This window comes from Fontivita pretiosa, from assembly GCF_050410795.1.
Taxonomy (GTDB): Bacteria; Planctomycetota; Phycisphaerae; order Tepidisphaerales; family Tepidisphaeraceae; genus Fontivita; species Fontivita pretiosa.
In genome coordinates this window covers 524263-551054 of sequence record NZ_CP191258.1, presented here as the reverse complement: position 1 = coordinate 551054, position 26792 = coordinate 524263, and the positions used below count along the sequence as shown (strand labels likewise).

Here is a 26792-nt window from a genome sequence, read left to right as displayed (position 1 = left end):
GATTCCTTTGCATTAAAGTTCATCCCAGCCCGCGCGGCTTCTGATCGATTTCGAGGATGAAGCGCACGATTTCGTACTCGTCCAGCCGGGGCAGTTGGATCGTTGTCCACTGCCCGTCCGCGGCCATACTCAGGCGCCGCGGCTTCCACAGTGTTTCAGCGGCGCGAACAGTGCCCAGTTCACGCACGCCTATCGTCAGATCATTCAGCGGCAGGACACGCTGCATCGGACGCGTCATCCCGCCGTCGTAGTTCACCAGATGCAGCAGCACGCCTTGGCCGTCGCGCGTGGCACGCAGCGAGACCTCCAGGCACGGCGAGGCGCCCTCAATCCGCACGCGCGGCCGGGCCAGTTGCCAGACCAGTTCGCGCACCAGCGCCAGATGCTCGGGAATCCGCCACGCCCGCAGCGCGGCCCCGAAGTCGCAGGCAAAATAGACACACTGGCCCTGGCCAAAGCGATGTCGAACAACCGCCGCCTGCCCCGAGTCTTCGGCCAGATCGACATATCGATCCGCCAGAGGGGTGCTGAAGGTCATCAGCACCTCGGCCCGCGAATCGGTGGCGACGCTCAGGGCAAAGCCTGGCGAAGGCACGCACAGCTCCAGCGGCGAGTCGCGATACGGGCGAGTGTGATCGAAGAGGTAATCCCACTGGCGCGGGGGCGAGATTCCTCCGCCGGCGCGCGTCACGCCAAACGCTTCATCGAGCGCGCCGCGCGAGCGTCGCCGACCGCGCTGGTCGTACAGGCCCGTCTCAAAGGTGGCGATGACGTTGCCGCCGCGGCGAATGAACTCCAGCAGCCTGTGCGTGCATGGATCGCTCAGGCATGCGCTGTTGGGCAGGATGATCAGGCGGTAGCGATCCAGGCTGCCGCGCACAAGCGATCGATCGTCGATCAGATCGAACGGCACCTGTGATGACCACAGCACCGAATACCAGCCGTACAGTTCATGGGTAACGTTCCCCGCGACGATGTTGCGGCGCTCGATGGCCAGGTCCGTCTGCGGCACATCCGCCCCGCGATAGTAGTTCAGCGTCGCATCAGACACCAGAATCGCCACGTCCGCCAGCGAACGCGTGTCAAACAGCTCGCGCGGATGCTGCCGGGCGAAATGATAAAGCGGCCCGATGGCGCGCAGCCCCGGTCGGTCCATCGCGTCGCGGTAGCAGCTCATCCACGTGCCGGCGCCGTGGGCGACGCTGGAGGCCCACAGCAGCGTCGCCTCCGTCGCGGGAAGCGAGTAGCTGGTCCACGGCGTATGCGTAACGCAGTCGAAGACCAGGTGCGGCACGCCCGCGGCCGACGCCTGCGCCTCCAGCAGCTTGGCGTTAAGACTTACCTTCCACAGGGGGTTCTCGCTCATCAGGTCGCCGCCGAGGAACCCGCCCTCGGAAGCCAGGATGTCCACATGATCGGCGAGCTTGCGGTTGTCGCGCGCGTGGATGCGGGATGGATAAAGCGGGTTGGCGTTGACGTAGAACAGCAGCTCATCGCCAAACTCGCGGATGACTTTCCGGCTGTCGCGAACAAAGTTCGCCAGACTGTCGGATCGGAACTCCACCAGTGACGCGAAATGCTCGTGATCCAGCGCGTCGGTGGGGGGCATCGCGACCCCAAATTGCCCCTGGAAGAGCCGCCGACAGTGCTCGCAGTAGCAGCAATCGTCGAAGACGACCGGCCCATCGAAGAAGATCCCATCGATCGGATAGATGCACAGCTCGCGCAGGCGATCGAAGACCCAGTTTCGCCAGGGGCTGTTCACGCAAAAAGTCGATTCGACGTTGTAGACGTTTTCCCTGGCCGATCCGTCGATGCGGCGTTGTTGCCAGTCGGGATGCTTGCGGGCGTGGTGAGCTTTGACGCTGTGGACGTTGAAGTAGACGATCGTCCGCAGCCCCGCGGGGCGCGAAAGCTCCAGCCACTCCTGAAGGTAATCGAACGCGGCCGGCGGATCGCCCGGCGAATTGTGCCTGAAAAGCAGCACGTTTCCGTCGAGATGACAGCCAAGCGGAAAAACGTGGGCGGCGGTGGCGTGCAGCTCGACCATCCGCGCGATGCTGCGCTGCGGGTCAAACCCTCGCCGGCCAAACTTCGCGACGTGCAGCGCGTCAGCCAGCTCGACAATCGACAGCGGTTCGCGCCGCCACCAGGGCAGCCTGTCCGCAGGCGGGGCACTGCTGCCCGCCGGCTCGGTACTGTTGACGACCGTCGAAGCGCTCATCGTCCCGCGGTCTCCTTCACGCCGGTTGCGCGTGTCGCAGTCGGTGAATCCGCGAGCACCGACTTGAGCCACTTTCGGGCCCGCTCGGCCCGCAGCGGATCGCCCGGAAAATCCACCACCTGCCTGACGTGATCCTTCAGTGTGGCCAGCCCCGCGGCATCGTTGCGATCGCGCAACTGCTGCCGCGCCAGTGCCAGCAGCAGGTAGTCCTGCCACCCCTGTCGCCACGCCTGCCACCGCCGCGACGGCAGCACGCCGCCCTCTGTCGGGTACCACAGCGCCGTGTCGTAGGACTTGGCCCAGTCCTTGCGATACCACGGATCGCCGTAATACTGCTGCGCCCAGTAGCCGATGCCGGTGACGTCGTTGTCGAACGCCCACCAGAACTTCGCCAGGTAATAGCGCGCCGGGTCCTGTCCCTTTTCGGCGCTGCCCTCGCTGTACCAGTACACCCATCGCGGTTTGCCCGCGCGGGTGATCAGCTCATGGAACGGCTGCATCTCCGCCGGGAAGAACTGCCTGTAGTGCGGCACCCACACGTCCGTGACGGCGTCCATCTCCCGCGCCACCGCCAGGTCCGGCGTGCTGGAGTCGATCACGATCCTGATCTGCGAATCAACCTCCTTGATCCATCGCGCCAGCAGCCGGCATCGCTCGTCCACCGACTCGTCGTACGGATTGATCATGAACCGCTCGCGGCCGATGCCGCGTTTTTCGAGGTGCGCCAGCACCATCCGCAGCCATGCCTTGAACGCTCGCTCGTACTGCGGCGTGCCGAACTCCAGCCCGATCAGGTCGGTCCGGATCGACGCCTTCTCGAAGATGTCCATGTTGATCCAGTAGAGCCGGAACAGCCCGGCGGTGGCGTCGAGCAGGCGATCGAGCCTGGTGAAGTCGAGCTTGTCGGGCATGCTGCCGTCGGGCTGGGCCTGCACGCGCGGCAGATGGTTCAGCGACGAGATCATGCACGTATCGATCCCGTGTGCCGCCAGGTCCTCCAGATGTGCCCGCCACCAGGCGCGATTCGATTCGATCTCGCCGGCGAAGTTCCACGTGAAGCCGTGCAGCGGCGGATTCTGCGTGAGCCTGATCGGCACCACACGAATGCGGATCGGCGCCGAAACCGGCTCGCCAGCCGTGCCGTCGATCGGCTTGATCTGAAAATACCCGGCGAACGAGCTGGCCGTCGCGTCGGCGGGCACGTGCAGGCTCAGCCACGCCTGTGTCGTCTGCGCGGGTGCAAGCTGGATCGTCCCGGCCTGGCTGGGAACCAGCGCATCGTGAACGACGCGCCCGTCGCCGGCTGCCACGGCCGTCGCTTGCTGCCACAGCGTCGTCAGCCCCGGGATCCCGGGACGCATATACGCCGTCTTTTCGTCAGCATCGCCGTGATACGTCATGCACCGCAGCACGATGGGCTTGTCGGTATGGTTGGTCAGGTTGAAGGCCAGATCCACCCACTCGTCCCGAAGCATTGTCAGCTCGACCGGTCCGATCGGTTGATCGAGCTTCGATGCCTCGCCGCTGAACTGTTGATATGGCCAGCCCCGCGCCACGGCGAAGCTGATGCCTGATGCCCTGGCGGCGGCGAGTTGCAGCTTGGCGTGCTGCCGGCGAAGCTCGGCCAGCTCAAGGCTGAAGCGGCGATACTCTTCGGGCGACATATCGTCCGCCGCCTCACTCAATCTCGCGCGCCATCCTTCGAACTGCTTGCCCAGCGCCGCCGCTTCAGTTTCCAGTTCCTTCGGCCAGCCACGCGCCGGCGCCACGAACTCCGAGGCGGTGTCGGCCAGGTAGCTCTTCAAAGATCCGAACACCCAACTGCCAAAGGTTCCCGGCGAGGCGAACGCCCCGCGTGCCGCACGCCAGGCGCTCAGCTCCTCCACCGCCTTTCGCTCGCGGCAGAGATTGGCGAACCATCGCTGCCCGCTGGCTGGCGGCCCCACGCCCAGCGACGCGAACGAGATCGCCAGCTCTGCCGACCAGCGGCCGTTGTCCAGCTTCGTGGCCGACTGCCACGGCGGGTTGAATCCCCACGGGTCCTCCCCGATCGCGTCATATCGCTGATTCAGGATATCAATGATGAAGTGCAGGTATCCGGCGCGATCATCACGCGGGCTGATCAGCAGCTCAACGCACTCGTTGTCCCACACCGACGCATCTCGCGGCTGCTGGAACCTGGCCCGCGCCGCCTGTGGCAGTTGCGGCTCGTCACACTCGAAAGCGACGTAAAGATTCGCATCGTCGTACCCGATGCGGGCGCGCGTCTGTGCCGCGGGCTTCCCGCTGCCGCTGTTCTCGACGAACTCGCTGACGACCGCGGCGTCTTTCCACTCATCAGCGCTGACGATCCCATCGATCGTCGGGGGCTTGATCCTGCGGACCAGCAGCGGCACGTCGTCGCTGGCAGTGCTGACGTCGGCAGCGGCATCGTCCGTCCCGGCTCCTCCGTCGATCATCACGTCACGCCGCGCCGCCTCCCCCAGCAGCGCCCCCTGTTCGTCCAGTATCTGCGCGAAATGCGACTCGTCGCCTCCGTGGCCGACGCGGAACAGCACCTGCGCCGGGCCCGGCGACATATCCTCCGGCACGTCGATCGTCACCGAAACATTGAGCACCTGGCCCGCGGTGCGCTTCGCCGGCCAGTCCCACGGCGTCGTCTGACGATCGGGCACGGCAAACGCCCGCTGCGGCTGCGACTTGGAGACCAGCCAGAACCTCGGCTGCGCGATCGTCTCGGCGCCCGGCGCCAAAACCTTTACGGACACATTGCCGACGATCCGTTGCCCGGGTTGCATCGTTGATGGCAACTGCCAGCGCGTCACCTGGTAGCTCGCCTGAGCGGGCTCAAGCTCCGCCGGCGCGCGACTGCTCATCACGCACAGGACCACAGCGCAGGCGGCGACCAGGCCAATCAGTTGCCGAATTGCTCGCAAAGACATGGCGATCTCACGTCCCGGGGTCGTTCCAGAAGATGTTGTCGTAGGGTGGCAGGCTCTTGGGGCCTTTGAACGTTCCATCCACGTGTCCATCGAGGAACAGCACGTTCACAAAGCCCTTGTGCCGGAATGCGTAGTAGCCGTATTTCTTCGAGAACTCCACAGTCCCCTGTAGATTCTGATTCGTGCCGTAAAGCAACGGCGTGACCGCGAACCCGGCCAGGTGCTCGATCAGCAGCATCCGGGACGATGCGTTTTTCAGGGAAGCTGCTTTGCGACCCCGCAGGCCGTAGCTGTATGCGTATCCGATCGTGTTGATGTTGCCCGAGGCGCACCAGTCGGCCTCGGTTCCGGGCCATCCCGGCACTCGCCGATCCGATGCCCACATCTCCGGGCAGTAGATCTTCTTGAGCACCGCCTCGCCCAGCCCGGCAGTGCCGGGATTGGTCGCATAGTCGGCAAGCTGGAAGAAGGTGAACCCATAGTACTTCCCGCGGAAAAGCTGATAGGTCCACATGTTGACGTTGTTACCGTCGTGGCCCGGATAGGGATAGGCGCCTTTGTTGTCGTTGGCGTACATCGTGAATGCCACGCCGTACTGGCGCATGAGGTTCAGGCATTGCGTCTGCTTGGCCGCGGCGCGCGCCTTGCCCAGCGCCGGAAGCAGGATGCTGATGAGAACGGCGATGATGCCGATCACTACAAGCAGTTCAACCAGGGTGAACGCGGCGGAAGAATGTCGATCAGGCGCTGGACGCGGCTTGGACAACATCACGTGCTCCTCCACACGACTGACAAAGCGAGGGTCCTGTGGACCATGGATTGCGGTCGAATCCCGCGGCGGCCGGTTAGGGCCGCCGCGGGGGCAACGCTACAGTCAGTCACTCATTGCGGGCGATGCGCTCTGCACGCCGGCGACGTGCGAGCAGCGCGCCTCCCGCCGCCGTCAGAACCGTCACCGCGCCCGCTGGCTCGGGGACGTACTGAACATCCAGATACGGCTGGTTGAAGAAAATCGGCCCGGCGGCGTTGCCCCAGTACGTGTTGTCGTCGGATGTCGAAACAAACCGCAGATACTGGGCCGCCTGGTTTCCGATCGACAGCGCGAAATATGCATCCTTGCCAGCGTTGATCTGCTGCTGGAGATACGCGTCCAGCGCCGCCGACGAGAAGACCTTGTACTCCTGCACCTGGTTGATGATCTTGTTGCTGGGGGTTCCGGGCGGCTCGGCGCCCTGGAACCAGAGGTTGTCCAGGTGCCGTCCAGCCGGGCCGGTGCGCGCCGCGCCGTCGATGCCCGCCTGGAATCCATCCGTCCACGGGTTGGTTCCGTCATAAGTCGCGAACGACAGGTTCTGCGTGAACTCGTCGGCCGTTGACCACAGATCCACGTAGTCGGAGTGCACCGTGTAGGTTCCGTAGGTGCTGTCGGTGAAGAAGATCCCCAGTTGCGAGCCGGTCACGATGCTCCCGGCGGGGATCGACGACAGGCTCACCTTCATGAATACGCGGATGTCGTAGGCGCTGCCCGTGTATTCGCGGAAAACCAGGTACGGAAAGCTCGGCGTGGTGCCGGGCTGGGTCACGCCGACGTGGCCGCCCGCGCCTTCGCTGACTTCCAGGAAGTTGCCGTTGCCGGTGATGTGTGATGTGGCGCCAATCGCGCCCGAGGTCACCGCCAGCGCACCCACGATCGCGCCGCCGGCCTTGGCCATGCAGTTTCTGGTCATGTGCATTTCTCCCGTGCGTTTCTCCCGGATCCCCCTGCAATGACAGGTTCTTGAAACTTCTGAACGCTTTGAAGCATCCGATCGCAGTAATTTCCGTGGCGCGGTCCGCAGGCATGCCCCTGTTCCGAGCAGCCAGTACACAACACGGTGGACCGCATGGTCGGATCACCTCCTTATCGCTCGCCCGAAACCGTAGACCGATCAGGCTGAAGCTGCCGCCGGGACCTTCGACGACGAGCCGACTTCGCCGCCTTCGGCCGCAACCGCACCGCAGCTTTCCCGGAACCACACCCCACACGGGATGTACGTGGTTGACTTGATCGTCTCGGTTTGCAGATCGGCCTGTGGGGCGGGCACACTCACGCCCAGACGCTTGAGCAACTCCCGCGCCGCCAGTCGCCCGGCGTCCTCGACCGGCAGCGTGATGAACGACAACCGCACGTTCCCGGGGTACAGCCGCATGTCTTCCGATTCGGGAAGACCGAAACAGACCATGCTGTAATCCCGCGGGCACAACCAGCCGTGCTCCGCCAATCCCTCCGCCAGCCCCGTCGAGTGCACGGGGTTGCAGATGAAAGCGGTGGGGCGATCGCAGGACGCTGCGCCGCTCCTGGCCCGGCGCACCACCGTTTGCGCGTGGGCCAGCGCGCTGTCGCGGTTGGATGCCAGCGCCGGCATCAACGCAATCTCAGGCTCCAGCCCGGCAATGCGATCCTTCAGCTCCACGAACTTCTTCGCCCAGGCTTCCGGCCCCGGGCCGCCGGGCAGCACAAGCTGGATCCGTCGATGCCCAAGCTCGCGCAAACGGCGGGCAACCGTCTCGAATGCCCGTCCCAGGTCGCCGGTGAAGCAGCGGATCCCGCAATTCGGATCGACGTTCGTTCCCACCTGCACGCACGGCAAACGCAGCGACGCGAGCTTCTCGATCGCCTCCCGCGGCGTGTACCCCGCCAACACCACCCCGTCCACGCTTCCATCCTTCATCGATTGCGGATAGACGATGTGCTCCAGATCGCCCAGCTCATAGCGGGCGTACAGACAGTGATATCCTGCCAGTCGGCAGGTCTCTTCCACGCCGTGCAGGATCGCGTGGAAATATGCGTCGGACTTGTGATTGTTCTTGACGTAGGTTCGTGAGCAGATGAAGCCGATGGTCTGCGTGCGGCGAGTGACCAGCGCCTGGGCGCGGCGATTGGGCACGTAGTTCATCTCCCGCGCTACTTTCTGGATCAACTTGCGGGTTTGCTCGCTGACGCGTGTGTTGCCCGACGGATTGTTCAGCACGTGCGAAACCACCGTCGTGGAGACGTTGACGCGGGCGGCGATGTCCTTGAGCGTGACCATCCCGAGCAAACCGTAGGCGTTCCCGTTGCGACCAAGCGTTTAATCTGATATGACTAAACGTTAAATCAACGGGCGAAGTCTATCGCCTGCACAGGCCGGTATCAAGAAAAAAATCCGCCGATCTCGGCCCGTGATGCCGCCCTTGTGCCGACCGGCTGGTTCCCGGTAGCCTTCAGCCCCGAACCGATCGACCCTGAAATACCCTGCGGAGGACCCACAACCGTGAACAAAATCTACCACTTCGTCAGCGGAATGCCACGCTCCGGAAGCACCCTGCTGATGAACATCCTCGGGCAGAACCCACGCTTCCACGTCACCGGAACCAGCGGTGTGCTGGACCTGATCTTCGGCCTTCGGAATAACTGGGAAAAGCACCCCGAATTCCAGGCCGCCCCCGATGAGGCCGCCAAACTCCGCGTCATGCGCGGCATCCTCGACAGCTTCTACGCCAATGTCGAGGCACCCATCGTCTTCGATAAGTCCCGCGGCTGGCTGAGCCTGCTGGAAATGGCCGAAACGCTGCTCGGACGCAAAGCCAAGGTCCTGGTGCCCGTACGCGACCTGCGCGATATCCTCGCCTCCTTCGAAAAGCTCTGGCGGGAAACCTCCAGAATCGCCCAGGTGCCCCAGGAAGCCAAGTTCTATCACGAGTATCAGACCGTCGAAGGGCGCTGCGCTGTGCTGGCTCGCGGCGACCAGGTCGTCGGGCTGGCCTACAACCGCATCAAAGACGCCTTACAGCGCGGCTTCCGCGACCGAATGCACTTCGTCCATTACGAAAAGCTCACCGCCGAGCCGGAAAAGACCCTGCGGGCCATCTACGAATTCCTCGAAGAACCCTACTTCCCCCACGACTTCAACAACGTCAAGCAGATCACCTGGGAAAACGACGAAGTCTACGGCATCAAAGGCCTGCACGATATCCGCCCGAAAGTCGAACCAGTCAAATCGCGGCACGTGGAGATCCTGGGGCAGGCTGTAGCCAACATGTACAAGCCTCCTTACCCCTGGACCGGCATGTGATCCCACTGCTCACCGCGAACCTGCTTGCTCACGCCGCGGGTCAACAAACGGCCAGTCCCCAGGGTAGAAACTGCCCAGCAGGCCAGCGGCGGCCAGTTCAGCGCCGAGCCAGATTGTCATTGCAGCGGCCAGGTGCGGCGTGGTATGCTGCGTGCTCATCACGGGGAATTGCTCAACTCAGGCCGAACAGGAGGGGCACCATGGCACACGAGATCCACATCGACACCGAGACCGGCAAAGCGTCCATGATGTACGTGGACGAGCCGCCCTGGCACGGGCTGGGCACGAGGTTGGACCGCCCGGCCACATCAGCACAGGCCATCCAGGCGGCCAACCTCGATTGGGAAGTGATCAAGCTGCCTCTGGCGGGCTTGGCCGGCAAAATCTCTCATCCGATTCCCGATCGCTTTGCCGTCGTCCGCAAGGACTGGGTTGGGCGGCGCGAGCCGATCTTCGGCATCGTCGGCGCCGAATACACGCCGCTGCAAAACCGTGAGGCGTTCGAGTTTTTCGACTCGATCGTCGGCCGGGGGGCTGCGGTCTATCACACCGCCGGCGCCTTGGGCCATGGCGAGCGTGTGTGGGTGCTGGCCAAGCTGCCCAGCGAGATCCGCGTTGTCGGGGAGGACATTTCCGACAAGTACCTGCTGTTGAGCAACAGCCACGACGGCAGCAGTTCGGTGCAGATCAAGTTCACGCCGATCCGCGTGGTCTGCCAGAACACGCTGACGCTGGCGCTGCGGCAGGGGCCGACGCTGCGTGTGCCCCACGTCAAGAGCCTGCGGGCGCGGCTGGAAAGGGCCAGGGATCTGCTGGGCCTGATCAACACGCAGTTCGCGACCATCGAGGAGAATTTCCAGGCCATGGCCCGCCGGCAGATCAGCTCCGAGCAACTGAAGCGTTATCTGGAGCTGGTGTTTCCCGACCCGCCGGACAAGCAGGATGCCGCGGCGATGGGCAGGGTCAAACTCAACCGCCGCTGGTCAGAGTACTTTTTTGAGCATGGCAAGGGCGCGGATTGGCCGGGCGTGCGCGGGACGCTGTGGGCGGCGTACAACGGCGTGGCCGAGCTGATGGACCATTGCCATCCGCTGCCCGCCGGCGCAAAAAAACCACAGCCGCCCAGGACCGCATTTCCCGACAAGCGCCGCCTGGAGTCGGCATGGTTCGGTGACGGATACCTGGTCAAAGCGCGTGCCTATCGCGAGGCGTGCAAGCTGCTGGCCTGGCGTGGGTGAATTCAGTATCCGTTCCGCGAGTACAGATCGCGATCGGGGGCTGGCGGCTCACCTGCGATTGCCCGCGTCTCAGGCAGCCGACCACAGGACAGGGCGGCACTGCGCTGCGGTCTGATCGTCCCGTTTTTCACACGTCCGGCAGCAACCGGTCCAAGTCGCTGAGCCTGGTCTGCCTGATCTTGGCCGGCAAGCCGGTGAGATACGTCCGCGGATCGATCCCATGCCGCTGGTCGCTGGCGATTATGGGGCGCAGCCGCGCGTGGGATGGCCCGGCCTGGGCGTGATCTGGTGCCCGTTGTTCGCTTTGGCCGTCGCCGCTGCCTGGACCAATGGCTCTGGAGGTTTCATCTGCTGAATCCTTTCCCGATGGATGCCGCGTGCCTGTTCCGCTCTTCCTGCCGGCGCCCATTGCCCGGTTTGTTCACAGGATCATACCAACACGCGCAACGCGTCATCGAAGCACACGATTTGGGGATTCTCCACGCGTAAAGCTCCTGAAGCTCGCCAGGCTCGAAGTCCAAACTGCTGCCCTGGCCCATAGCGGTATTCCTCCGATGGGCAGGATCATCAGCGACAACGCCGCGCTGCGCACAACCTTCGGCACTCTCCTGAGCAAAGGCGGCGTCCCGCTGCGCACAGCGCAGGCCGCGATGCGACAGAGCAAGCCGGAGCTTACGGCCAACGTCTCCACCGATCCGAGGCTGTTGGACGTGGCCGGGGCGATCGAATTGTTGCCAAGGCTTACGCTTTGCCCTTCGCCCCGGTGCAGACCGCGAGGCCTACCGGAACCGATGGGCCGACAGGACAATCCTCTGCTTCCGCGTTTGCATCTGGGCTTGCATGCCCGCGCGGGAAAAGGATCCCAATCGCGGGCATGATTGACCATTTGGCAGGATCGACCCCCGGGGACTACTCGGCGCTGGCCAGCGCCGCAAGTGGTTGTTCTGACAAGAAAAACGGCTCATGGTCCACTTGTGACCATGAGCCGGGCAAAAGCGGGTGAAGGGGGTCGAACCCTCGACATTCACGTTGGCAACGTGACGCTCTACCACTGAGCTACACCCGCGACTGCACCGTAATCATACAACCGCTCGCCTGCGGTTGGCAAGGGGCGTGGCGGCAAGTCGTCAGGCCCGCGGGTGCGGCCCCGGATTTATTGACCCCGGCCGTTCGGACAACTTGGCCGCTGCAGCGCGGGCGGCACAAAATCCTACAATCCCACGATGTTGAACCCGCAGTCCACGTAGATGTTTTCGCCGGTTACTCCGCTGGACAGGTCGCTCAAGAGGTACACCGCCGTCTTGCCCACTTCGTCGGCTTCAATGTTGCGCTTCAGCGGGGCCTTGCGCTGCACGTGGTCGAACATGTCGTCGATGCCGCCCACGGCCATGGCGCTGAGCGTGCGGACGGGTCCGGCGGAGATGGTGTTCACGCGAATGTTCTTCTGGCCCAACTCAAACGCCAGGTAGCGCGCCGTGGCTTCCAGTGCCGCCTTGGCCACGCCCATGACGTTATACCCCGGAACCACCTTTTCGCTTCCCAGATAGGTCAGGGCGATGATCGAGCCTCCATTGGGCATCAGCGGCAGCGCAGCCCGTGTCAGCCCGAGCAGGCTGTAGGCGCTGATGTCCATCGCCTGGCTATAGACCTGGCGTGGAGTATCCGTGAACTTGCCGATCGCCAGATAATCCTTGTTGGCGAATGCCAGCGAATGCACGAGAAAATCGATCGTGCCGAACTGCTGTGCGGCGGCCGACATGAACGAATCAATGTCCTGGTCCTTGCTCACGTCGCAGGGATGCAGCCATGGATTGCTCAGGCCCATTTCTTCCAGCGCCTTTCGCACGCGGCGTTCCATCTTTTCCAGCGGCAGAAAGCCGAAGCCGCACGTGGCCCCGTGCTTGATGGCGTTGTTGGCGATGTGCCAGGCGATGCTGCGATCGTTGGCCACATTCAGCACCAGTCCCTTTTTTCCTTCGAGCAGCCCGGGCATGGGGGTGACTCCTTGAATGGGTTGCATCTGTCGGCCGGTGCGGCAAACAGCGCCGCCCGATCATCCACAAACGGCGGTAGCTTAGTGACCGCGGCGGCTGTGTCCACACTTCCCGTCGCGCCGACGTCAGACCCGCAGGCGGGCGAACAATTCGGCGGACTCGTGGTGGAAATTCAGCAGTCCGCGTCGCCTGCGATTGAAGCATGGCCGTGGCGAAGGATAATGCAGAGATGGCGCAGATGTTCCCGCGTTCACTGCCGCAGAAGCTTCTGTGCGATCCAAAGCGTTCGGCCGAGGTTCAGGTCTACGAAGCACTTCGCGATCAGCTCCCAGCTCGATTCCATGTATTCTACAGCTTTTCATGGGTGTCCAAGCGGCCGGGCGGACGAGCTCTTGATGGCGAGGCTGACTTCGTGATCGCCGACCCGGACAGGGGGATCCTGGTGCTGGAAGTCAAGGGTGGGCGTATTGGGTATGACGGGGCTTGCGGCAAATGGACCACGACAGATCGCGATGGTTGTCGCCATGAGATCGACCCCGTAGCTCAGCTTCGCGCTGCCAAGTTCGCGCTGATCGATAAACTCAGATCGGTGCCGGCTTGGGGAAACAGGTGGGTTCAGATCGGTCACTGCGTGGCGTTTCCCCACTGCACGCTGTTCGGGAGCCAAGTCACAGCGGACCTGCCACGAGAGATCGTGATAGGCGCGGACGAGATGTGCAAGCTGTCGGAAAAGATCGAGGCCATCTACCGCTACTGGACCTCACAGAATCAGTCGTATGGGATCGGTTCCGACGGGATGGACATTCTTGCTGACATCCTGGCGCCTACGTTTGAGCTGCGACAACCGCTCGGCCCCGCGCTCAGGGAAGAAGACCGCCAGATACTGCGGCTGACGGAAGAGCAGTTTAACCTGCTGGAGACGCTGAAATGGAATCCACGGGTCGCGGTCAGCGGTGGGGCCGGCACGGGCAAGACTGTGTTGGCCTTGGAGAAGGCCAAACGATTGGCGGCGGAGGGCCACCGCACGCTGCTCGTGTGCTACAACCGACCCCTTGCGGATTTCCTACGTGTTTCGGCCGGGCCGATCCCGAATCTGACTGTTCAGAGCTTCCATCAGCTCTGTGTTGCCGTTGCTCAGCGAGCGGGTATTGATCTGACAGTGACTGAGGACCAGGACGTTCAACGGCGGTTTGACGAAGAGTTGCCCATGGCGCTGATCGAGGCGATTGCCGAGAATCCCGATGAGCAGGTGGACGCGATTGTCGTTGACGAAGGACAAGACTTCAGCGACCAATGGTGGCATGCCGTCCACTGGCTCTTGCGAGACGGCGAGGAAGGTACACTGTACATCTTCTACGACGACAATCAGCGTGTGTACCGCCGGCAGGCAACGCTGCCCAGGGGGTTGGTGCGGGCGACCCTTACGCGCAACCTGCGTAACACCAAGCCCATCTTCGCGATCGGACAGGCGTTCTACAAAGGCGCCGAAATCCATTGCAGCGGCCCGGAAGGGCGCCCACCGCAACTGCTTGAAGCCTCTGACGACCAGGCGCGCGTCAAAGTGCTCAGCCGAGTGTTGCATCACTTGATACGGGAGCAACGCGTCGTTCCGGGGGACATCTGCGTGCTCACACCAAGACGTCTGGCCAACAGTTGCATCGGGCAAGCGGACCACGTCGGCGCATTTCCAATTGCAGTCGGCAGCCGATTGGCAGTTGACCGGGTGCAGGTTGAAACGGTTCGGCGGTTTAAAGGTCTGGAGCGGCCGGTCATCATTCTGATGGAGGTGGAGGACATCGGCGAGAGCGATGAAGTCATGTACGTGGGTGTGACGCGGGCTCGGCTGCATCTGGTTATCATCGCGAAACCCGAAGTGTTGAATCGGATTGTGTCGCTGCAGCAGCGGCGTCAGTGAACGCTCCAGTTCGCCAGGATTGAAGATGGGCTTCAATTGGCGCCGAAATCAGCTACAATACGCCTTTTGATTGCCGTTTGCGCCGTGGGGCGGATGATCGATCCTGGCGGCCGCGTGATCCGGCCGGCTGCCCGGCAGTGTCCATTTGGCGGCACCATCTCTGCACACTGGCCGGGTGGTCCTCTCGGGGCGTGGGAATGTCCGCGATATGCGACAGAGTAAAGCAGCGCGGAGCCGAATGGCTCCAGCAAGCACAGCATCTCGAATACCTCAACGAGATTGCCCTGAGCGGCGCGGAGCTGGAGACCTTCCTGGACGATCTCAAGGAATGCCGTAACGTGCTCAACGATACGGTGGAGAGCCGCTTTGCGCTGGCGGTGGCCGCCGTAAACTGGGCCTGCTATCAGCAAGAGGACGAAGGCTTCAGAAGCTCCTTCACTAAGCGGATCTTCGGAATCTTCGACGAGCGCTTGTGGGCGGAACGACTGGGCGAGCCCATTGAAGCGGCGATCATTCATTGGAGGCCTCGCCCGCGAAGAGAAGGAGCATTTCGTTTCGTTGGATTGATCCGCGAGCAAGCGGGCTTGTCCTATTTCCATCTGGAAAGATTTGCCGGGCTGCTTGGCGAGCTGAGAAGCGATCCCACTTGGCCGGCAGTGCCGGATACCACGGATTGCGTGCTTCAGAATGCCATTCGCCGACACTTCGGCGACACCTGTGCCGGCGCATACCTTTGTTCTGAATCGGGACGAGCGTTCATTCGCGCCGTCTGTCGCGACCTGGTCTCCTATTACCTGCGGCGGCTGCTGACGCTGGATGACCTGGATTCGGCCAGAGGCTACAGGCCAGGGGTCATGCGCCTGATTGTCGAGTATCTGGAGCACCTTGGGAGCGATCAATCGGCCTCACAACCGCGCTTGAAGGGGCACGCGTGGGCCGAGCCTCGGCTGATGCTGGGGGAGGACGGCCGGCTCTATCTCCAGTTCGACCCGGGTGAGGTGTCGCGTCGCTTGATCACGTGCGCACAATACGACCAACCGCTCTACGATTGCAGAATACCAATCGGAGCTGAACTCCTGCCTCGCCACCAATACAGCGGAGTGCGCACGACCAGCCGCGGCGAAGAAGCCTGGAGTGCCAGAGGCTGGCGGCCGCTGGGCAAGGACTGGGCGTTGTTTGACGCGGACCGGCAGTTCGTGTGCTCAAGTGCGGTGCGCAGGTGCCGCCGGATTCCTACTTTCTTGTGATCGATACATCGCTGTCCATCGACCAGAGCCTCATGACGGCGAATCTGGGATATCTTGACCTGGAGGGCAGTGGCCCGGATGCACTTTATGCCGTTTACGCATTTGACCTCGCTTCGGGTCGCACATTACCGGGGCTGGGTATCCAGGCGACCGCACCTGTGGCGAGACCGAAGTTGGAAGTAACTGAGGCGGACACCGAGCCTTGGAGCCGGTACGCGGGCGTTGATGCGATATGGTCCGGTGCACAACCGATGTTGCGTCTGAGTAACTGGACCGAGGAGAACAGCCGGCGGTTCGTGATTGTCCGTCGAGTCGACGACTCGGATCCTGTCCCATTGCGGATCGCGCCCACGCCGGACGGGACGGCAACCATTGACCTGTCGGATGTTCCGGTCCCGTCGTTGGGACGAGTCTGGCTGGAGCCAAAAGGCCGCGCCAGCTCGTTTGGCCACGTTCTCTGCCAGATCACGTTTGCGCGCTGGCCCCACTGCAAGGTGGTGGCTCCGCAAGGGCTGTGCGCGGCAGACGCAACGCCGGAGATTCAGTTTGTATTGGACCCATCGGTACGGTGCGCTGTTGACACGAACACTGCGGTATCCACTTCCGCAGCAGAAGTCTATCGGGTATCGCCCCACGTCTGCCATGTCGCAGCAAAGCTCACTTGCGGACCGACCAGCCTGAACTTGCGCGTGCCGGTGCATCGTGCCCGACTCATGGATCCCCGGACGCCTGATCGGCCGCTCTACCTGGAGCCGGCGTCGTTCCATTCGCGGCTCGAACCTGCGAGTGTGGCGACCACATCATTCCTTGTGAGCGCTGTTCCGAATTCCTCAGTGGAACTTGTGTTGGCGAACTGCGTGCCTGCACGTGCTGGAATCATTGTGGCTCACAAGCGCGTTGGGGCTTCCGGCTTCTGCAGCCTGCGACCCAATGAGGTGGTGGATGCGATTCGAGAAAGTGGCATTTGCATTGGACGTTTCGAGGTGCACGATGGCGGCAGCGCGGCGACCACCGACACGTGGTATGTGGACACAGCACGGTTGCCTTCGTGTGATGTCGATCCCGACTCGATTGCCGGTCTGCCCAGGTCGCTTGGTGATGCGATCCGGATCATCCGTGCCGTGAAGAGCAACACGCTGCAGCATATGCCCGATGTTAAGGGCGTGCTGCCATTGAGCGCGAGACAGATGGCGGCGCTTTGGCTGTGGACGGCCAAACGGCTTGATGAGGGGATAGACTCATGCCAGGCCATCGATTGCACTGATCCCGAATCTCGTCATGTACTCAACAGGCTTTCGGCTTTGCTGAAGCGCACTGCATCGCTCGAGGGCGCCAGCGATGCGGTGCTGCAGGCAGAACAGCTTATCCAGGATTGGGACCAGTTCGATCCCCACAAGCAACTGCAGTCATTGGGCCTCGACCTTGATCGATGGTCACGGATACTCAAGTCGAAGCGTGACAGAATCCAGGGGATCGCCGATGTTGACCGATGCGCGGCCGAGGCGATAGCCGCCATACAGGCCGGTGCGTCCACTCGTGACGTGCCCATTCTGCTGAAGAATGCGTGGCATCAGTACCTGCTGGCCGAGCAGTTCGAGCCAGCATCGGCGCACGAGTTCCTTAAGGATGCCGCCGATCACCTGCACGTAGCGTGCGACCTGCCGTTGCCATGGTCCGACATTCGGCAGTTACTGCTGATGCTGTGCTACCTTCGCCTCGCCTTGATTCGCGCATTTCTGAAACGGGTAACAACGTTGCCGCCCCCCAGATACTGCCAACCCGCATGGCAGCAACTTCGTGCGATCGCAGACAACCTTGAGGGCCGCCTGCATGCTGAACGTTGTGCGGTAGATTCGTCCGGCATTGCAGCGATTTCTCCTCGGCGTGATGACCAGGCTCTGAGTCGTGCGCTGGCTGGCGGGACAAACCAGTGGCTTCATGCGGCGCAAGGATGCTGGCTAGGCACTGTCTGAAAACAGTAGTTTGAGATACCGGCGGATCATCGCCAACTGCAGCATTCCATGGAAATGCACGGCCAGCTTCTCGAACCGCGTTCCGATGCGCCGGAACTCCTTGAGCCAGCCGACGCACTGCTCGGCCACGCAGCGGCCGCGGTAGGCCCAGCGGTCGAACCACACCGCCGGGTCATGTCGCGCCAGCTCATTTTCCCTGTGCGGAATCACCGGCTCGATCTTCTGCTCGGCCAGCCAGTCGCGCACGCGCTGCACGCTGTATCCTTTGTCGCCGGCGAGCTTGCGGGGCTTGTGGCGACGCTTGCGTTTCTTTCGTCGTCGGCCGATCAGCGTCGCGATCGCCTCTGCGATGACCGATTCGGCGCGCGTCGATTCGTGGACTTGCCCGGCGGTGACTTCGATGGCAAGCGGAGTGCCCGCACCGTCAGTGACCACGTGGAATTTGGAGCCAAACCCGCCTCGCGAGCGGCCCAGTGCGTGGTCGGCGGGTTCGTCGGGGTGCCGTCGGCAACTTTTTTGTCAGCCCCGGCCGCAGCGCGGGCGGCGCGGACGGATGACCCGTCCACGCACCACAGTTCCCAGTCGATGTATCCCTGGTTGTCGAGCTTGACCTGCAGCGTCTCGATGATGCGGGCAAAGACGCCGCTTTTTCGCCACTTGCGAAAGTGGTCGTACACGGTCTGCCAGGGGCCGAAGCGTTCGGGCAGATCGCGCCCAAGGCGCGCCGGTACAGAGAATCCAGAAAATACCGTTGAGCAGCGTTCGTCGATCGCGAGCCGGGCGTCCGGTTCGGGCCGTGCTCCGCGGCAGATGCGGCTCGACCAACGCCCATTGCTCGTCCGTCAGCTCGTGGCGTTTCATGAGTGGCGACCTCCATGTCGTCACGGCAGTGTATGCGAATTCGGGTTTTCAGACAGAGCCTAGCATGACAGCGCTACGTAGAGTTGACCTGAATCACCGAGCGGTGTCGGCTTTTATATGCTGCCTCGTTACGCCGTTGGTGATAGGCACATCGCTGCATCAGCTGGGACCAGGACCTCCAGTCGCGCTGCCAGAGCTTCGCCGCGAGGGTCGAGACAGCCTCGCAAACCTGCTCGAAGGTGATGAGCACATTTTTCCCCCCGCAGCCGGGTCGTCTGTTCCGACAGGAAGCACATCGCCAATCGCACGCACAGCCAGTGTCGTATCAGACTCACATAGGTTCTGACCTCGAAGGCGCCCAGTCCCGCCTCCTGCTTGGCACGCTCGAACCACTTTTCCACATGCCAGCGTGACAGCAGCACGCGGATCAATTTCTCGACGCTGGCGCCTTCGCCGGCATTGCTGATCACGTATTTGATCTCACCGGTCTTCGGCTGTCGCATCACGATCAGCCAGTACATCCGGTCGGTGGGAACGCTGAGGTTGTGGTTGGCGTGCGAGGAGTCGCTCAGATGGACTCGGGTTGCCTTGTATTCCCAGATCAGTGTCCCGCGTGTGGTGTCCTTCACCTTGCACCGCTTCCAGGGCTGGCTCGTGAACGCCGGGCTGTGCGTGCTCAGGTTGTCCACCCGCCGCGCCGCGTGAGAAGCGTACCCGCCGCTGCGGCACGCCGGACGTTTGACCCAGGCGCGGAAGCTGGCGGGCACTTCGCCCACCGCCGCCTGGCCCATCTCGTCCAGCCCGAACCAGAACGCCGGCACCATGCCGTACTCTTCATCGAAGACCACCCAGTTGAGCTTCACCCCGCCGGCCAGCGCCTGCTTCACCTGCTCCAGGGCGATCTTCCACTTCGCACGGCAGACCAACTCCGCCGGAATGCCCGCCTCCTCACAGCGGTCGCGGTCCGCCGCCCAGTCCTGCGGCAGATACAGGTCGCTGGCCAGCACGCACGAGAAGGGGTTTTTGGCATCGTTGTCGGTGAACAGCAGATGCTGGGCAACCACGCAGTTCTCGATCTTGCCCGATTCCCCGCAGTATTGCCGCTGCACCCCAGGCGTCTTGTCTCCCTGCTTGGGATGGCCGGTGGCGTCGATCACTCCGATTCCGCCCTGCGGACAACGGTCGGCCACGCGATGGATCAGCATCTTCTCCAGTCGCGCATGATCCCAGGCGAACAGGGACAAGAACTCCTGCAGCGTCCGCACCGCCACCCCGCACGCCAGCGCGATCGGCTCCACGCTCTTGCGTCGCAGGTCCGCCATCAATCCCAGCAGATAACTCTGGAAGTAATCGAAGGTCACCGCACGCTTGAAGCAGGGGCGAAACGACTGAACCCATGCCGACAACGCTGGCTGCAGAGAAGCGAGTTGTTCCGCATTCATCGCACGACTCCGGTGTTGGACCAGAATCGTCATCGACTCGCAGCCGCTCCCGGCTTGAGCTAATCTAGCGCTGTCATGCTAGGCGCCTGGCTCGGATGGCGATGGGCGCACTTTGCCGACCGACCTGCGATTGAGAAGCAGCAGTCGTACGATGCGCTGTTGAGTAAGGTGATGCTGATCCCACGGGGACCGGACTGCAATGACATCATGAATGAGATACAACGCAAGATACCGGGAGTTTGGCAATGATGGATGTGACCGAGTTCAACCGATTGACGAAAGAACTCCAGAGTAAGAAGAGCTACAAAAGAGACGAACTGTTGCCGGTCCGTTCCCTGTTCAAGAGTCTTGCCATTGACCAGAAAACGGCGCGCGCGAGCCTCGAAGGCCTGTCAGCTCTGCGATGGCAGGATGCCGTGAGCCTTTTGGCGGAGAAGTGGGCGCAGATACCAACAGAGTTGCGCTACATCTTTCTTCGGTGGCGATGGGAGGGCAAGGAAAAGGAGGCGGCGATACCTGCATGTCTGGCGATGGCGGCGGCAATCTATGCGGATGACGCCGCTTCGGCTGCGGAATTTGTGGCTGGTGCCATCGCCACGGCCAGGAGCTTAACGAATGGTAAGTCGAAATTGTTGAAGGGGCTGCGCCAGTCGTGGCTTAAGATACGAAACGATGCTGCACCTGCACCGTTCCAGCAATTCACCTGGCAGAGCCTGGAGCCGAGCTGGCGATGGGAATTGATTGAGGCGTTGGTGCAGGCGGCACGTGTGACACCGCGACAGGATAAAGGTCGGGCGGCGAAGGTGGACCATCGGAAAGTCGTGCAGGATTGGTTGGCCAGCCTCAAGTGTCATCATGCACAAGGAAGTCCGGAGGCAATCAGGCTCGAAGAGCTGGAACATCAGTTGAGTTGCGCCGCTTCGCCGCTCCGTACTTCGGACCATGCCGCTGCCGCGGAGCCGACCGTCGATCCTGCAACGCACGCAACCCCTGCGTCACAGGGGGGGGCACTGGTAGCCCCGACGCTGGACAGCGAGCCGTCTGCGCCCCAATCGACGGTTGTGGAGGCGCCACCGCAACGCGGTGAAGCACGATCCAATGCTGACCACCTGGATCACTTCGACCGGGTAGCCTCCCCCCGCGATCGCGTCCAGCTTGCTCTCGATTCGCCCCGGGAGCAAACGCAGAGCTATCACGAGGCTGCGTCGCGCGAGATCGCCGCGCTTGAGCGGCGGCTGCAACAGGCGGAGTACGCGCTGAAGGTCGCCGAGGCGGACATTGGGCAACTGAGGCGCGACGTGCAGGCCGAACATGCCCGGCTTCTTGCGTCGCAGTCGGAGGCGGCGAAATACAGGGATGAACTCGATGCATCCCGGCGACGGATCGTCGACCTGGAAGGCGAACTGGAACAGTTGCGGGAGAAGCTTCGGATGGAATGCGAGCGATCCGACCAACTCCGACGGCACGCCGAGGACGAGAGGCTCAAGCACCTGGATATACTCGAGCATGAGCGGCAGGAAGCACGCCGCCTGCTGGGGCAGAAGATCGCAGATGCGATTCGGCCCGAGGTCCAGAAACTGCGCGACGTTGAGTCTTCATCGGAAGGTGGGGCAAGCTTCGCAAGGTTACTGATTGACAATATGCTCAACCAGCTTCGCGCATTGGAAGTTCCAATCCAGGGGTAGATCGCTATGGCATTTGGGATCGACTTCGGCACAACAAACTCGGCAGTCGTCTACAACCGAAACACTTGTCTTTACACAAACGAAGGAAATCCGTTCCCGTCGATCGTCGCGCTTCACAAAGTGACAGGCGACTGTATTTGTGGCCCCGAGGCCAAACGGCGCAAACAGGAGCTTCAGGATGATGGCTATCTGGTGGTGACCTCCGTCAAGACGCAGCTCGACGATCCTGCTCCGCTTGGAACCATCCAGGGACGCCTCTGCTCGGCTCAAGACATCGCGACCGAGCTGTTCAAGGCCCTTAAGGAACATGTGCGATCGCAGTCAGCCAGGACAGGCGGCGCAGAGCTTGTTCGCGCCGCTGTGAGCATACCTGTCGGATTCCCACCCGAGCGCCGTCGCGTGCTTCGTACTTGCGCGGAGCGTGCCGGTATCGAGATCACCGATTTCGTGTCAGAGCCGACAGCCGCTTTCATCTATTGCCGCAGACAGATGCCGGAATGCAGCCGGGTCGCAGTGTTTGACTGGGGTGGGGGCACGCTCGACGTGTCCGTTTTGCAGATCAGGGATAATGAGATTCACGAGTTGGTTACTGAAGGATTGCAGGAGGCGGGGGACCGGATTGATCTGCGTCTGGCGGAGTGGGCCCATGCGCAGATCATGAACGGTCGAGTTGCGGCGCCGCCGTTTGACGCCATTCCTCCATCCGAGCAGTGGAAGCTGCGCTGGGAATGTGAGCGGGCCAAGACGCAACTATCCCATACCAGTTCGACGCATATCCTGCTGCCGCGGTATCTGGATGCCACAAATGTTGCGCATCCAATCGACAGAGCCACGCTAAACGAGCTGGTTGCGCCCTTCATCGACCGCGCTGTTGAAACGCTCGACAAAGCCCTGTCCAGAGCAGCGATGCGCTCCGGGCGAGGGGATGTTGATCGCGTGTTGCTCATCGGCGGCTCCAGCAAGCTGTCGGCGCTGGGCGAGCGGCTGCGCCAGATCTTCAAGAATCGCGTTTACTGTCCTGAGCAGCCGGACTGGGTCGTGGCCCAGGGAGCGTCCTACCTTGCCGAGCACCCCGGCAGCTACAAGCTTACGCAGGATTTGTCTCTTGAGCTGTGCGATGGGTCCGAGTTCAAGCTGGCCAGGAGAGGTGATCGATTCAACGATCAGTGGCGCCGACATCATCTGGGCATCGTCGAGGAATCCGAGTCAGCGCAGATCGTTTTCGCCGAACCGCTGACCGCAGATCCGATTGCAATCGACACATCGCCCAAACTTCGCCGGCTTGACAACATCTCAGTGCCGATGCAGGGCTTCTATCGTGAGCGGCTGCGCTTGGACAGTCGCCTGACCAGGGACCTCATGTTCGAGGTACGTGCGCAGTCGGCAAATGCAGATGAGCATAACGCCGCGCACTGGATCTACTGGAGCTACGCACAACCTCGATGCGCTTACTCGATCGCTGCCGAGTCGAGCCGGTAACGGCGCCACTGGGTGGAGTTGAACATGTCGAACGACGCTCATGAGACAGAAGCTGGCAGTCTGGCCGACCCATCCGCTGCGAGGCAACTCAGATCAGGATCCAACGTGATTCCAGCCTCGAATGTGTTCGTGCGTAACGAGGATCAGAGTCTGCCTGCGCACCGGGACGTTCGTTTCAGAATTGAAGTGCGCGGAGCGGAGGCAATCAAGGAACTGCTCCAGGCTGTTGCCGGCCTCATCGATTGGACGCGCCCACTGCAAGGGCAGCCGATTCCAACGCTCACCGAAGCCGAGGAGCGAGAGATCAGATCCGGCAGGAACGGTGATGCGAACACGCCATTCGGATTGACGCAGAGCCAGAAGGCGCAGGTGTATGGGATACGCTGCTCGTGCGGGCGCGTCGATTTCGGACCGAAGTTGAGCGTCGATGGCACGGTGAAATGGGGATACCTTTGGGAGTTCGGCGCAAAATGCCTGTGCAAGAGAAGTAACACGACGTGATGGGCTCGTGACGCGCCATCGCGGCGGGCGACCGGGGCAATGCCCCTGCTGTGTGCCCGTGGGCATGGAGCAGAGACGCTATGCAGGAATTCGATCCATTTTCCGTCTCGGAAGATTTGCGAAAGGCATTCATACGATACCTGCGCGAAGCTCACGCGATCCACGAGTCGGAGTCCGATCTACGAAAGCATTTCGACGACGCTCTGCGCGCTGAGGATCGGTTCGTGCGTGAACCGCTTGTATCGTGCATACCGTCATACCGTCACGCCCAGACGCCCGCCGAGTTGCTGGGCAGAAAGTCTCCACCACGGTTGCATCCGGCGCTCAAAGGACTCGACCCGGAGGAATTCGATCCGTCACGTCCGCTGTATGTTCATCAGATTCAGGCGATGGAGCGGATTCAGGCCGGACACAACGTGGTCGTGGCGACTGGTACCGGCAGCGGCAAGACGGAATGCTTCCTGTTGCCGATTCTCGATCACGCCATTCAATGCCGTGAGCCCGGAACCACGGCGATCATCATCTACCCGATGAACGCCCTGGCGAATGACCAATTGGATCGCATGCGGAGACTGATTGGGAGCACACCGATCACTTTCGGGCGGTACACGAGCCAGACCTACTACACGGATGACCAGGTTCCTGAAAGTGTGAAACTCGAAGCCAAGCGACCGAATGAGAAGCTGACTCGCACGGAGATTCGGGAATCGCCGCCACAGATACTGCTGACGAATTTTGCGATGCTTGAGTACCTGCTGCTTCGGCCACAGGACCAACTCATCTTCAGGTACCCTACGGTGCGGTATATCGTGCTGGACGAGGCTCACACCTATTCAGGTGCGCAGGGGATCGACATCAGTCTGCTGATGCGGCGTGTGCAGCGTCAGTATCCGCACCAGCTTCAGTTCATCCTGACCAGCGCTACGCTCGGCGATCAAGACCATTCCCATGTGAGGGATGAGATTGCCAATTTTGCCAGCAGGCTGTGCGGCAGCGGGTTCACGCCGCAAGATGTCATATTCGGTGAGGTGGATGAGCCGTTTGAGCGTCCTGGGTCCCAGCCGTGCACTTCAGAGACCATCGTGCGATTGGCGGCCAACTCCGACGTAGCCACAGTGCATCAAGCCACACAGAGTACATCTGCGGTACAGGCGTGGCTTCGCGGTTGTGGCTTGAAGCCCCAGGCTGGCAAGACGCCCAATGACATTCTGTACAACACCCTGCGGCAGGTCGATGCCGCAATCGCCGCGTACGACCAATTGCGATGCGAACCTCGAACGGTCTCTGAGCTGGCCCATTCGATCTTTCGAGTCGGCGAATCCCAAGCCGCACCAACAGAGCAACAGCGCCAGGCCGCTGTGCGGGCGCTGCTGGTGGCCGCTTCACTTGCCAGCCCCGATATTCAGCACCGCAGCCCACTGATGTCAGTGCGCGTGCATCACTTTTTCCGAGGATTGTCGGGACTATCCGTGTCTTTGGAACCATCCAAGCCTCCGAAAGTGCGTCGGGTCGTGCTGGAGGATTGCGTTACGGATGATCAGACGGGGCTCAGGCTGCTTTTGCTCAAGACTTGCACGCATTGCGGCATGCCCGTGGTTGTGGTCCGGTTACCCTCGGGCAACAAGTGGGAAAAACCCGTCGGAATCTCGCGGTCGCCGATTCGGCTGTTAACCTGGTTTGATCTATCAGCCCTGGAATCTGAAAGTGGCGAAGCAGATGAGGTCGAGACGACGGCCTCGCATGATGCGCAACTGTGTCTTCGTTGCGGAGCTATTCCCAAATCCTGTGGACGGCCGCGACAGGTTAAGCGGCGATTCGTTCTCCGTCGACGAACACGATGCCGTCGATCAGGTCCTGCAATCTCTCGCTCCCGTTCAACTTTCTCCAGCGTGACTCGGCCTTGCGGGCCAGTTTGAAAGCCATGGCGATTCCCGCCTCACGAGAGCCCGGGCCCTTGGTGCGGTAGGTTCGCAGCCGCACCGTCGCGAACGTGCTCTCGATCGGGTTGCTGGTCCGCAGGTGCTGCCAGTGCTCGGCGGGAAAGTCGTAGAACGCCAGCAGCTCGGCCCGATCCTTCTCCAGACAATCCGTGGCGCGCGGCCACTTGGCGCCGTACACCTCGATGAAGCGGTCGAACGCCTTGGTGGCATCCGACCGGGTCGCCGCCATCCAGATCTGGTGCAGCATCGTCTTGGCCGCCGGCTGCTCGCCTTTGGGCAGCTTGTCCAGCACATTGCAGGTCTTGTGCACCCAGCAACGCTGATGGCGGGTCGAGGGGAACACCTTGCCCAGGGCGATCCAGAAGCCCAGGGAGCCGTCCCCCGTGGCCAGCCTGGGCGCGATCGCCAGCCCGCGGGATTTGCAGTCCAGCAGCAAGCTTGTCCAGCTCGTCTCGCTCTCGCGCTGCCCATCGACCATCGCGATCAGCTCCTTGCGGCCATCGGCAGTCGCGCCCATCAGCACCAGTAAACACGGGCGATCGTCGCTCAGCCGGCAGCCGAAGTACAAGCCATCGGCCCAGACATAAACGTAATGTTTGCCCGACAGATCCCGCCGGCTCCAGTCTTCGTATTCGCCGTGCCAGACCGCCAGCATCCGCGTCACGCTGGTGGCCGACAACCCCGATCCATCGAATCCCAGGTGCACCAGGGCATCGGGCATCTCGCCGGTGCTGATCCCCTTGAGATACAGCCACGGCACCAGTTCCTCGATCGCACGGGTCTTACGCAGGTAACGCGGCAGGATCTTGCTGGTGAAGCGGAAGCGCACGCCGTTCTCATCGACGCGGCGGTCGTCCACCCGCGGTTGATGCACTTCGATCGGGCCGACGCCGCTGAGGACCGTCCGCGGCTGGTGATGGCCGTTCCGCACCACCAGGCGGTGGCCGGCATCGTCCCGATGATGCGCGTTGGCGTTGATGTAATCGGCGACCTCCTCCTCGATCGCCTTCTGAAGATAGCGGCGGGCGCCCTCGCGGGCGATCCGTTCCAGGGTCAAATCGACCACTGAATCGGTTGCCAGCCGCAGGGCAAGCGTGGATGATGACATGTGGCGTATCCTTCCTGGCCTCGTGGGCCAAACGGGTTCCTGAATCAAACCAGTTACCCAGGGTACGCCGCTTTTATTGCCGCGTCACCGTCCACAGCTTTTGGTCATAGCTCTCGTTGCGGAGCGTACAGCGAAGAAGGTGCGCCGGG

Annotated in this window: 18 protein-coding genes, 1 tRNA gene and 1 pseudogene; 9 read left to right on the top strand and 11 right to left on the bottom strand. The window is 62.2% G+C overall.

Annotation, left to right across the window (positions count from 1 at the left end; all coding sequences use genetic code 11):
* Positions 1–19: 19 nt before the first annotated feature.
* The 5 genes from ACQS5P_RS02150 to ACQS5P_RS02130 all read right to left on the bottom strand — a co-directional run bounded on the left by ACQS5P_RS02150 (position 20) and on the right by ACQS5P_RS02130 (position 8237).
* Positions 20–2224 (bottom strand): beta-galactosidase trimerization domain-containing protein, encoded by a 2205-nt coding sequence (locus tag ACQS5P_RS02150; RefSeq protein ID WP_428939258.1) that lies wholly within the window; start codon positions 2222–2224, stop codon positions 20–22.
* Positions 2221–5166 (bottom strand): glycoside hydrolase domain-containing protein, encoded by a 2946-nt coding sequence (locus tag ACQS5P_RS02145; protein WP_428939257.1) that lies wholly within the window; start codon positions 5164–5166, stop codon positions 2221–2223. The genes ACQS5P_RS02150 and ACQS5P_RS02145 overlap by 4 nt, the downstream gene beginning before the upstream one ends.
* Positions 5167–5173: 7 nt before the next feature.
* Entirely contained in the window at positions 5174–5935 is a 762-nt protein-coding gene (locus tag ACQS5P_RS02140; RefSeq protein WP_428939256.1) for a prepilin-type N-terminal cleavage/methylation domain-containing protein, read from the bottom strand.
* 109 nt (positions 5936–6044) lie between these two features.
* Positions 6045–6893 carry a hypothetical protein gene (locus ACQS5P_RS02135; protein WP_428939255.1) on the bottom strand — a complete coding sequence of 283 codons (849 nt, stop codon included), beginning with the start codon at positions 6891–6893 and terminating at the stop codon, positions 6045–6047.
* Between the two features lie 201 nt (positions 6894–7094).
* The gene (locus tag ACQS5P_RS02130) at positions 7095–8237 is read right to left on the bottom strand and encodes a LacI family DNA-binding transcriptional regulator (protein ID WP_428939254.1); all 1143 of its coding nucleotides are present in this window, start codon (positions 8235–8237) and stop codon (positions 7095–7097) included.
* A 222-nt stretch (positions 8238–8459) separates the two neighbouring features.
* Between ACQS5P_RS02130 and ACQS5P_RS02125 the strand changes: the two genes are divergently transcribed.
* Complete coding sequence (locus tag ACQS5P_RS02125; protein WP_428939253.1) at positions 8460–9260, top strand: sulfotransferase family protein; 801 nt, start codon at positions 8460–8462, stop codon at positions 9258–9260.
* Between the two features lie 9 nt (positions 9261–9269).
* Here the strand turns inward: ACQS5P_RS02125 and ACQS5P_RS02120 are convergent, their stop codons facing one another.
* Positions 9270–9419, bottom strand: coding sequence for a hypothetical protein (locus ACQS5P_RS02120; RefSeq protein ID WP_428939252.1), 150 nt, complete (start codon positions 9417–9419; stop codon positions 9270–9272).
* Positions 9420–9460: 41 nt separating this feature from the next.
* Here ACQS5P_RS02120 and ACQS5P_RS02115 point away from each other — a divergent pair, with 41 nt between their 5' ends.
* The gene (locus tag ACQS5P_RS02115) at positions 9461–10498 is read left to right on the top strand and encodes a DUF932 domain-containing protein (RefSeq protein WP_428939251.1); all 1038 of its coding nucleotides are present in this window, start codon (positions 9461–9463) and stop codon (positions 10496–10498) included.
* A 994-nt stretch (positions 10499–11492) separates the two neighbouring features.
* Here ACQS5P_RS02115 and ACQS5P_RS02110 read toward each other — a convergent pair.
* Both ACQS5P_RS02110 and ACQS5P_RS02105 read right to left on the bottom strand, forming a co-directional pair.
* A tRNA-Gly gene (locus ACQS5P_RS02110) sits at positions 11493–11564 on the bottom strand.
* Between the two features lie 144 nt (positions 11565–11708).
* Complete coding sequence (locus ACQS5P_RS02105; RefSeq protein WP_428939250.1) at positions 11709–12491, bottom strand: enoyl-ACP reductase FabI; 783 nt, start codon at positions 12489–12491, stop codon at positions 11709–11711.
* A gap of 203 nt (positions 12492–12694) precedes the next feature.
* Between ACQS5P_RS02105 and ACQS5P_RS02100 the strand changes: the two genes are divergently transcribed.
* From ACQS5P_RS02100 to ACQS5P_RS02090, 3 genes are all read left to right on the top strand, one after another.
* Positions 12695–14407, top strand: a complete 1713-nt coding sequence (locus ACQS5P_RS02100) for an NERD domain-containing protein (protein ID WP_428939249.1) — start codon at positions 12695–12697, stop codon at positions 14405–14407.
* Positions 14408–14598: 191 nt separating this feature from the next.
* Positions 14599–15654 carry a hypothetical protein gene (locus tag ACQS5P_RS02095; protein ID WP_428939248.1) on the top strand — a complete coding sequence of 352 codons (1056 nt, stop codon included), beginning with the start codon at positions 14599–14601 and terminating at the stop codon, positions 15652–15654.
* Entirely contained in the window at positions 15606–17627 is a 2022-nt protein-coding gene (locus ACQS5P_RS02090; protein WP_428939247.1) for a hypothetical protein, read from the top strand. Before ACQS5P_RS02095 ends, ACQS5P_RS02090 begins: the two co-directional genes overlap by 49 nt.
* Here the strand turns inward: ACQS5P_RS02090 and ACQS5P_RS02085 are convergent.
* Both ACQS5P_RS02085 and ACQS5P_RS02080 read right to left on the bottom strand, forming a co-directional pair.
* Positions 17613–18488 (bottom strand): annotated as a pseudogene (locus ACQS5P_RS02085) (IS5 family transposase). The gene ACQS5P_RS02090 and the pseudogene ACQS5P_RS02085 sit on opposite strands and share 15 nt — an antisense overlap.
* A 128-nt stretch (positions 18489–18616) precedes the next feature.
* Positions 18617–19930, bottom strand: coding sequence for an IS701 family transposase (locus tag ACQS5P_RS02080; protein WP_428936934.1), 1314 nt, complete (start codon positions 19928–19930; stop codon positions 18617–18619).
* Between the two features lie 245 nt (positions 19931–20175).
* On the opposite strand from ACQS5P_RS02080, the gene ACQS5P_RS02075 reads away from it, so the two are divergent.
* The 4 genes from ACQS5P_RS02075 (at position 20176) to ACQS5P_RS02060 (ending at position 25511) form a co-directional block, all read left to right on the top strand.
* Positions 20176–21615, top strand: a complete 1440-nt coding sequence (locus tag ACQS5P_RS02075; RefSeq protein ID WP_428939246.1) for a hypothetical protein — start codon at positions 20176–20178, stop codon at positions 21613–21615.
* A gap of 6 nt (positions 21616–21621) precedes the next feature.
* Entirely contained in the window at positions 21622–23094 is a 1473-nt protein-coding gene (locus tag ACQS5P_RS02070) for an Hsp70 family protein (RefSeq protein WP_428939245.1), read from the top strand.
* A gap of 105 nt (positions 23095–23199) precedes the next feature.
* Positions 23200–23595: a hypothetical protein gene (locus ACQS5P_RS02065; protein WP_428939244.1), complete on the top strand. Its 396-nt coding sequence runs from the start codon at positions 23200–23202 to the stop codon at positions 23593–23595.
* A gap of 80 nt (positions 23596–23675) precedes the next feature.
* Positions 23676–25511: a DEAD/DEAH box helicase gene (locus ACQS5P_RS02060; protein WP_428939243.1), complete on the top strand. Its 1836-nt coding sequence runs from the start codon at positions 23676–23678 to the stop codon at positions 25509–25511.
* Here the strand turns inward: ACQS5P_RS02060 and ACQS5P_RS02055 are convergent.
* The gene (locus tag ACQS5P_RS02055; protein WP_428936970.1) at positions 25399–26643 is read right to left on the bottom strand and encodes an IS256 family transposase; all 1245 of its coding nucleotides are present in this window, start codon (positions 26641–26643) and stop codon (positions 25399–25401) included. The genes ACQS5P_RS02060 and ACQS5P_RS02055 overlap by 113 nt on opposite strands.
* Between the last annotated feature and the right edge of the window lie 149 nt (positions 26644–26792).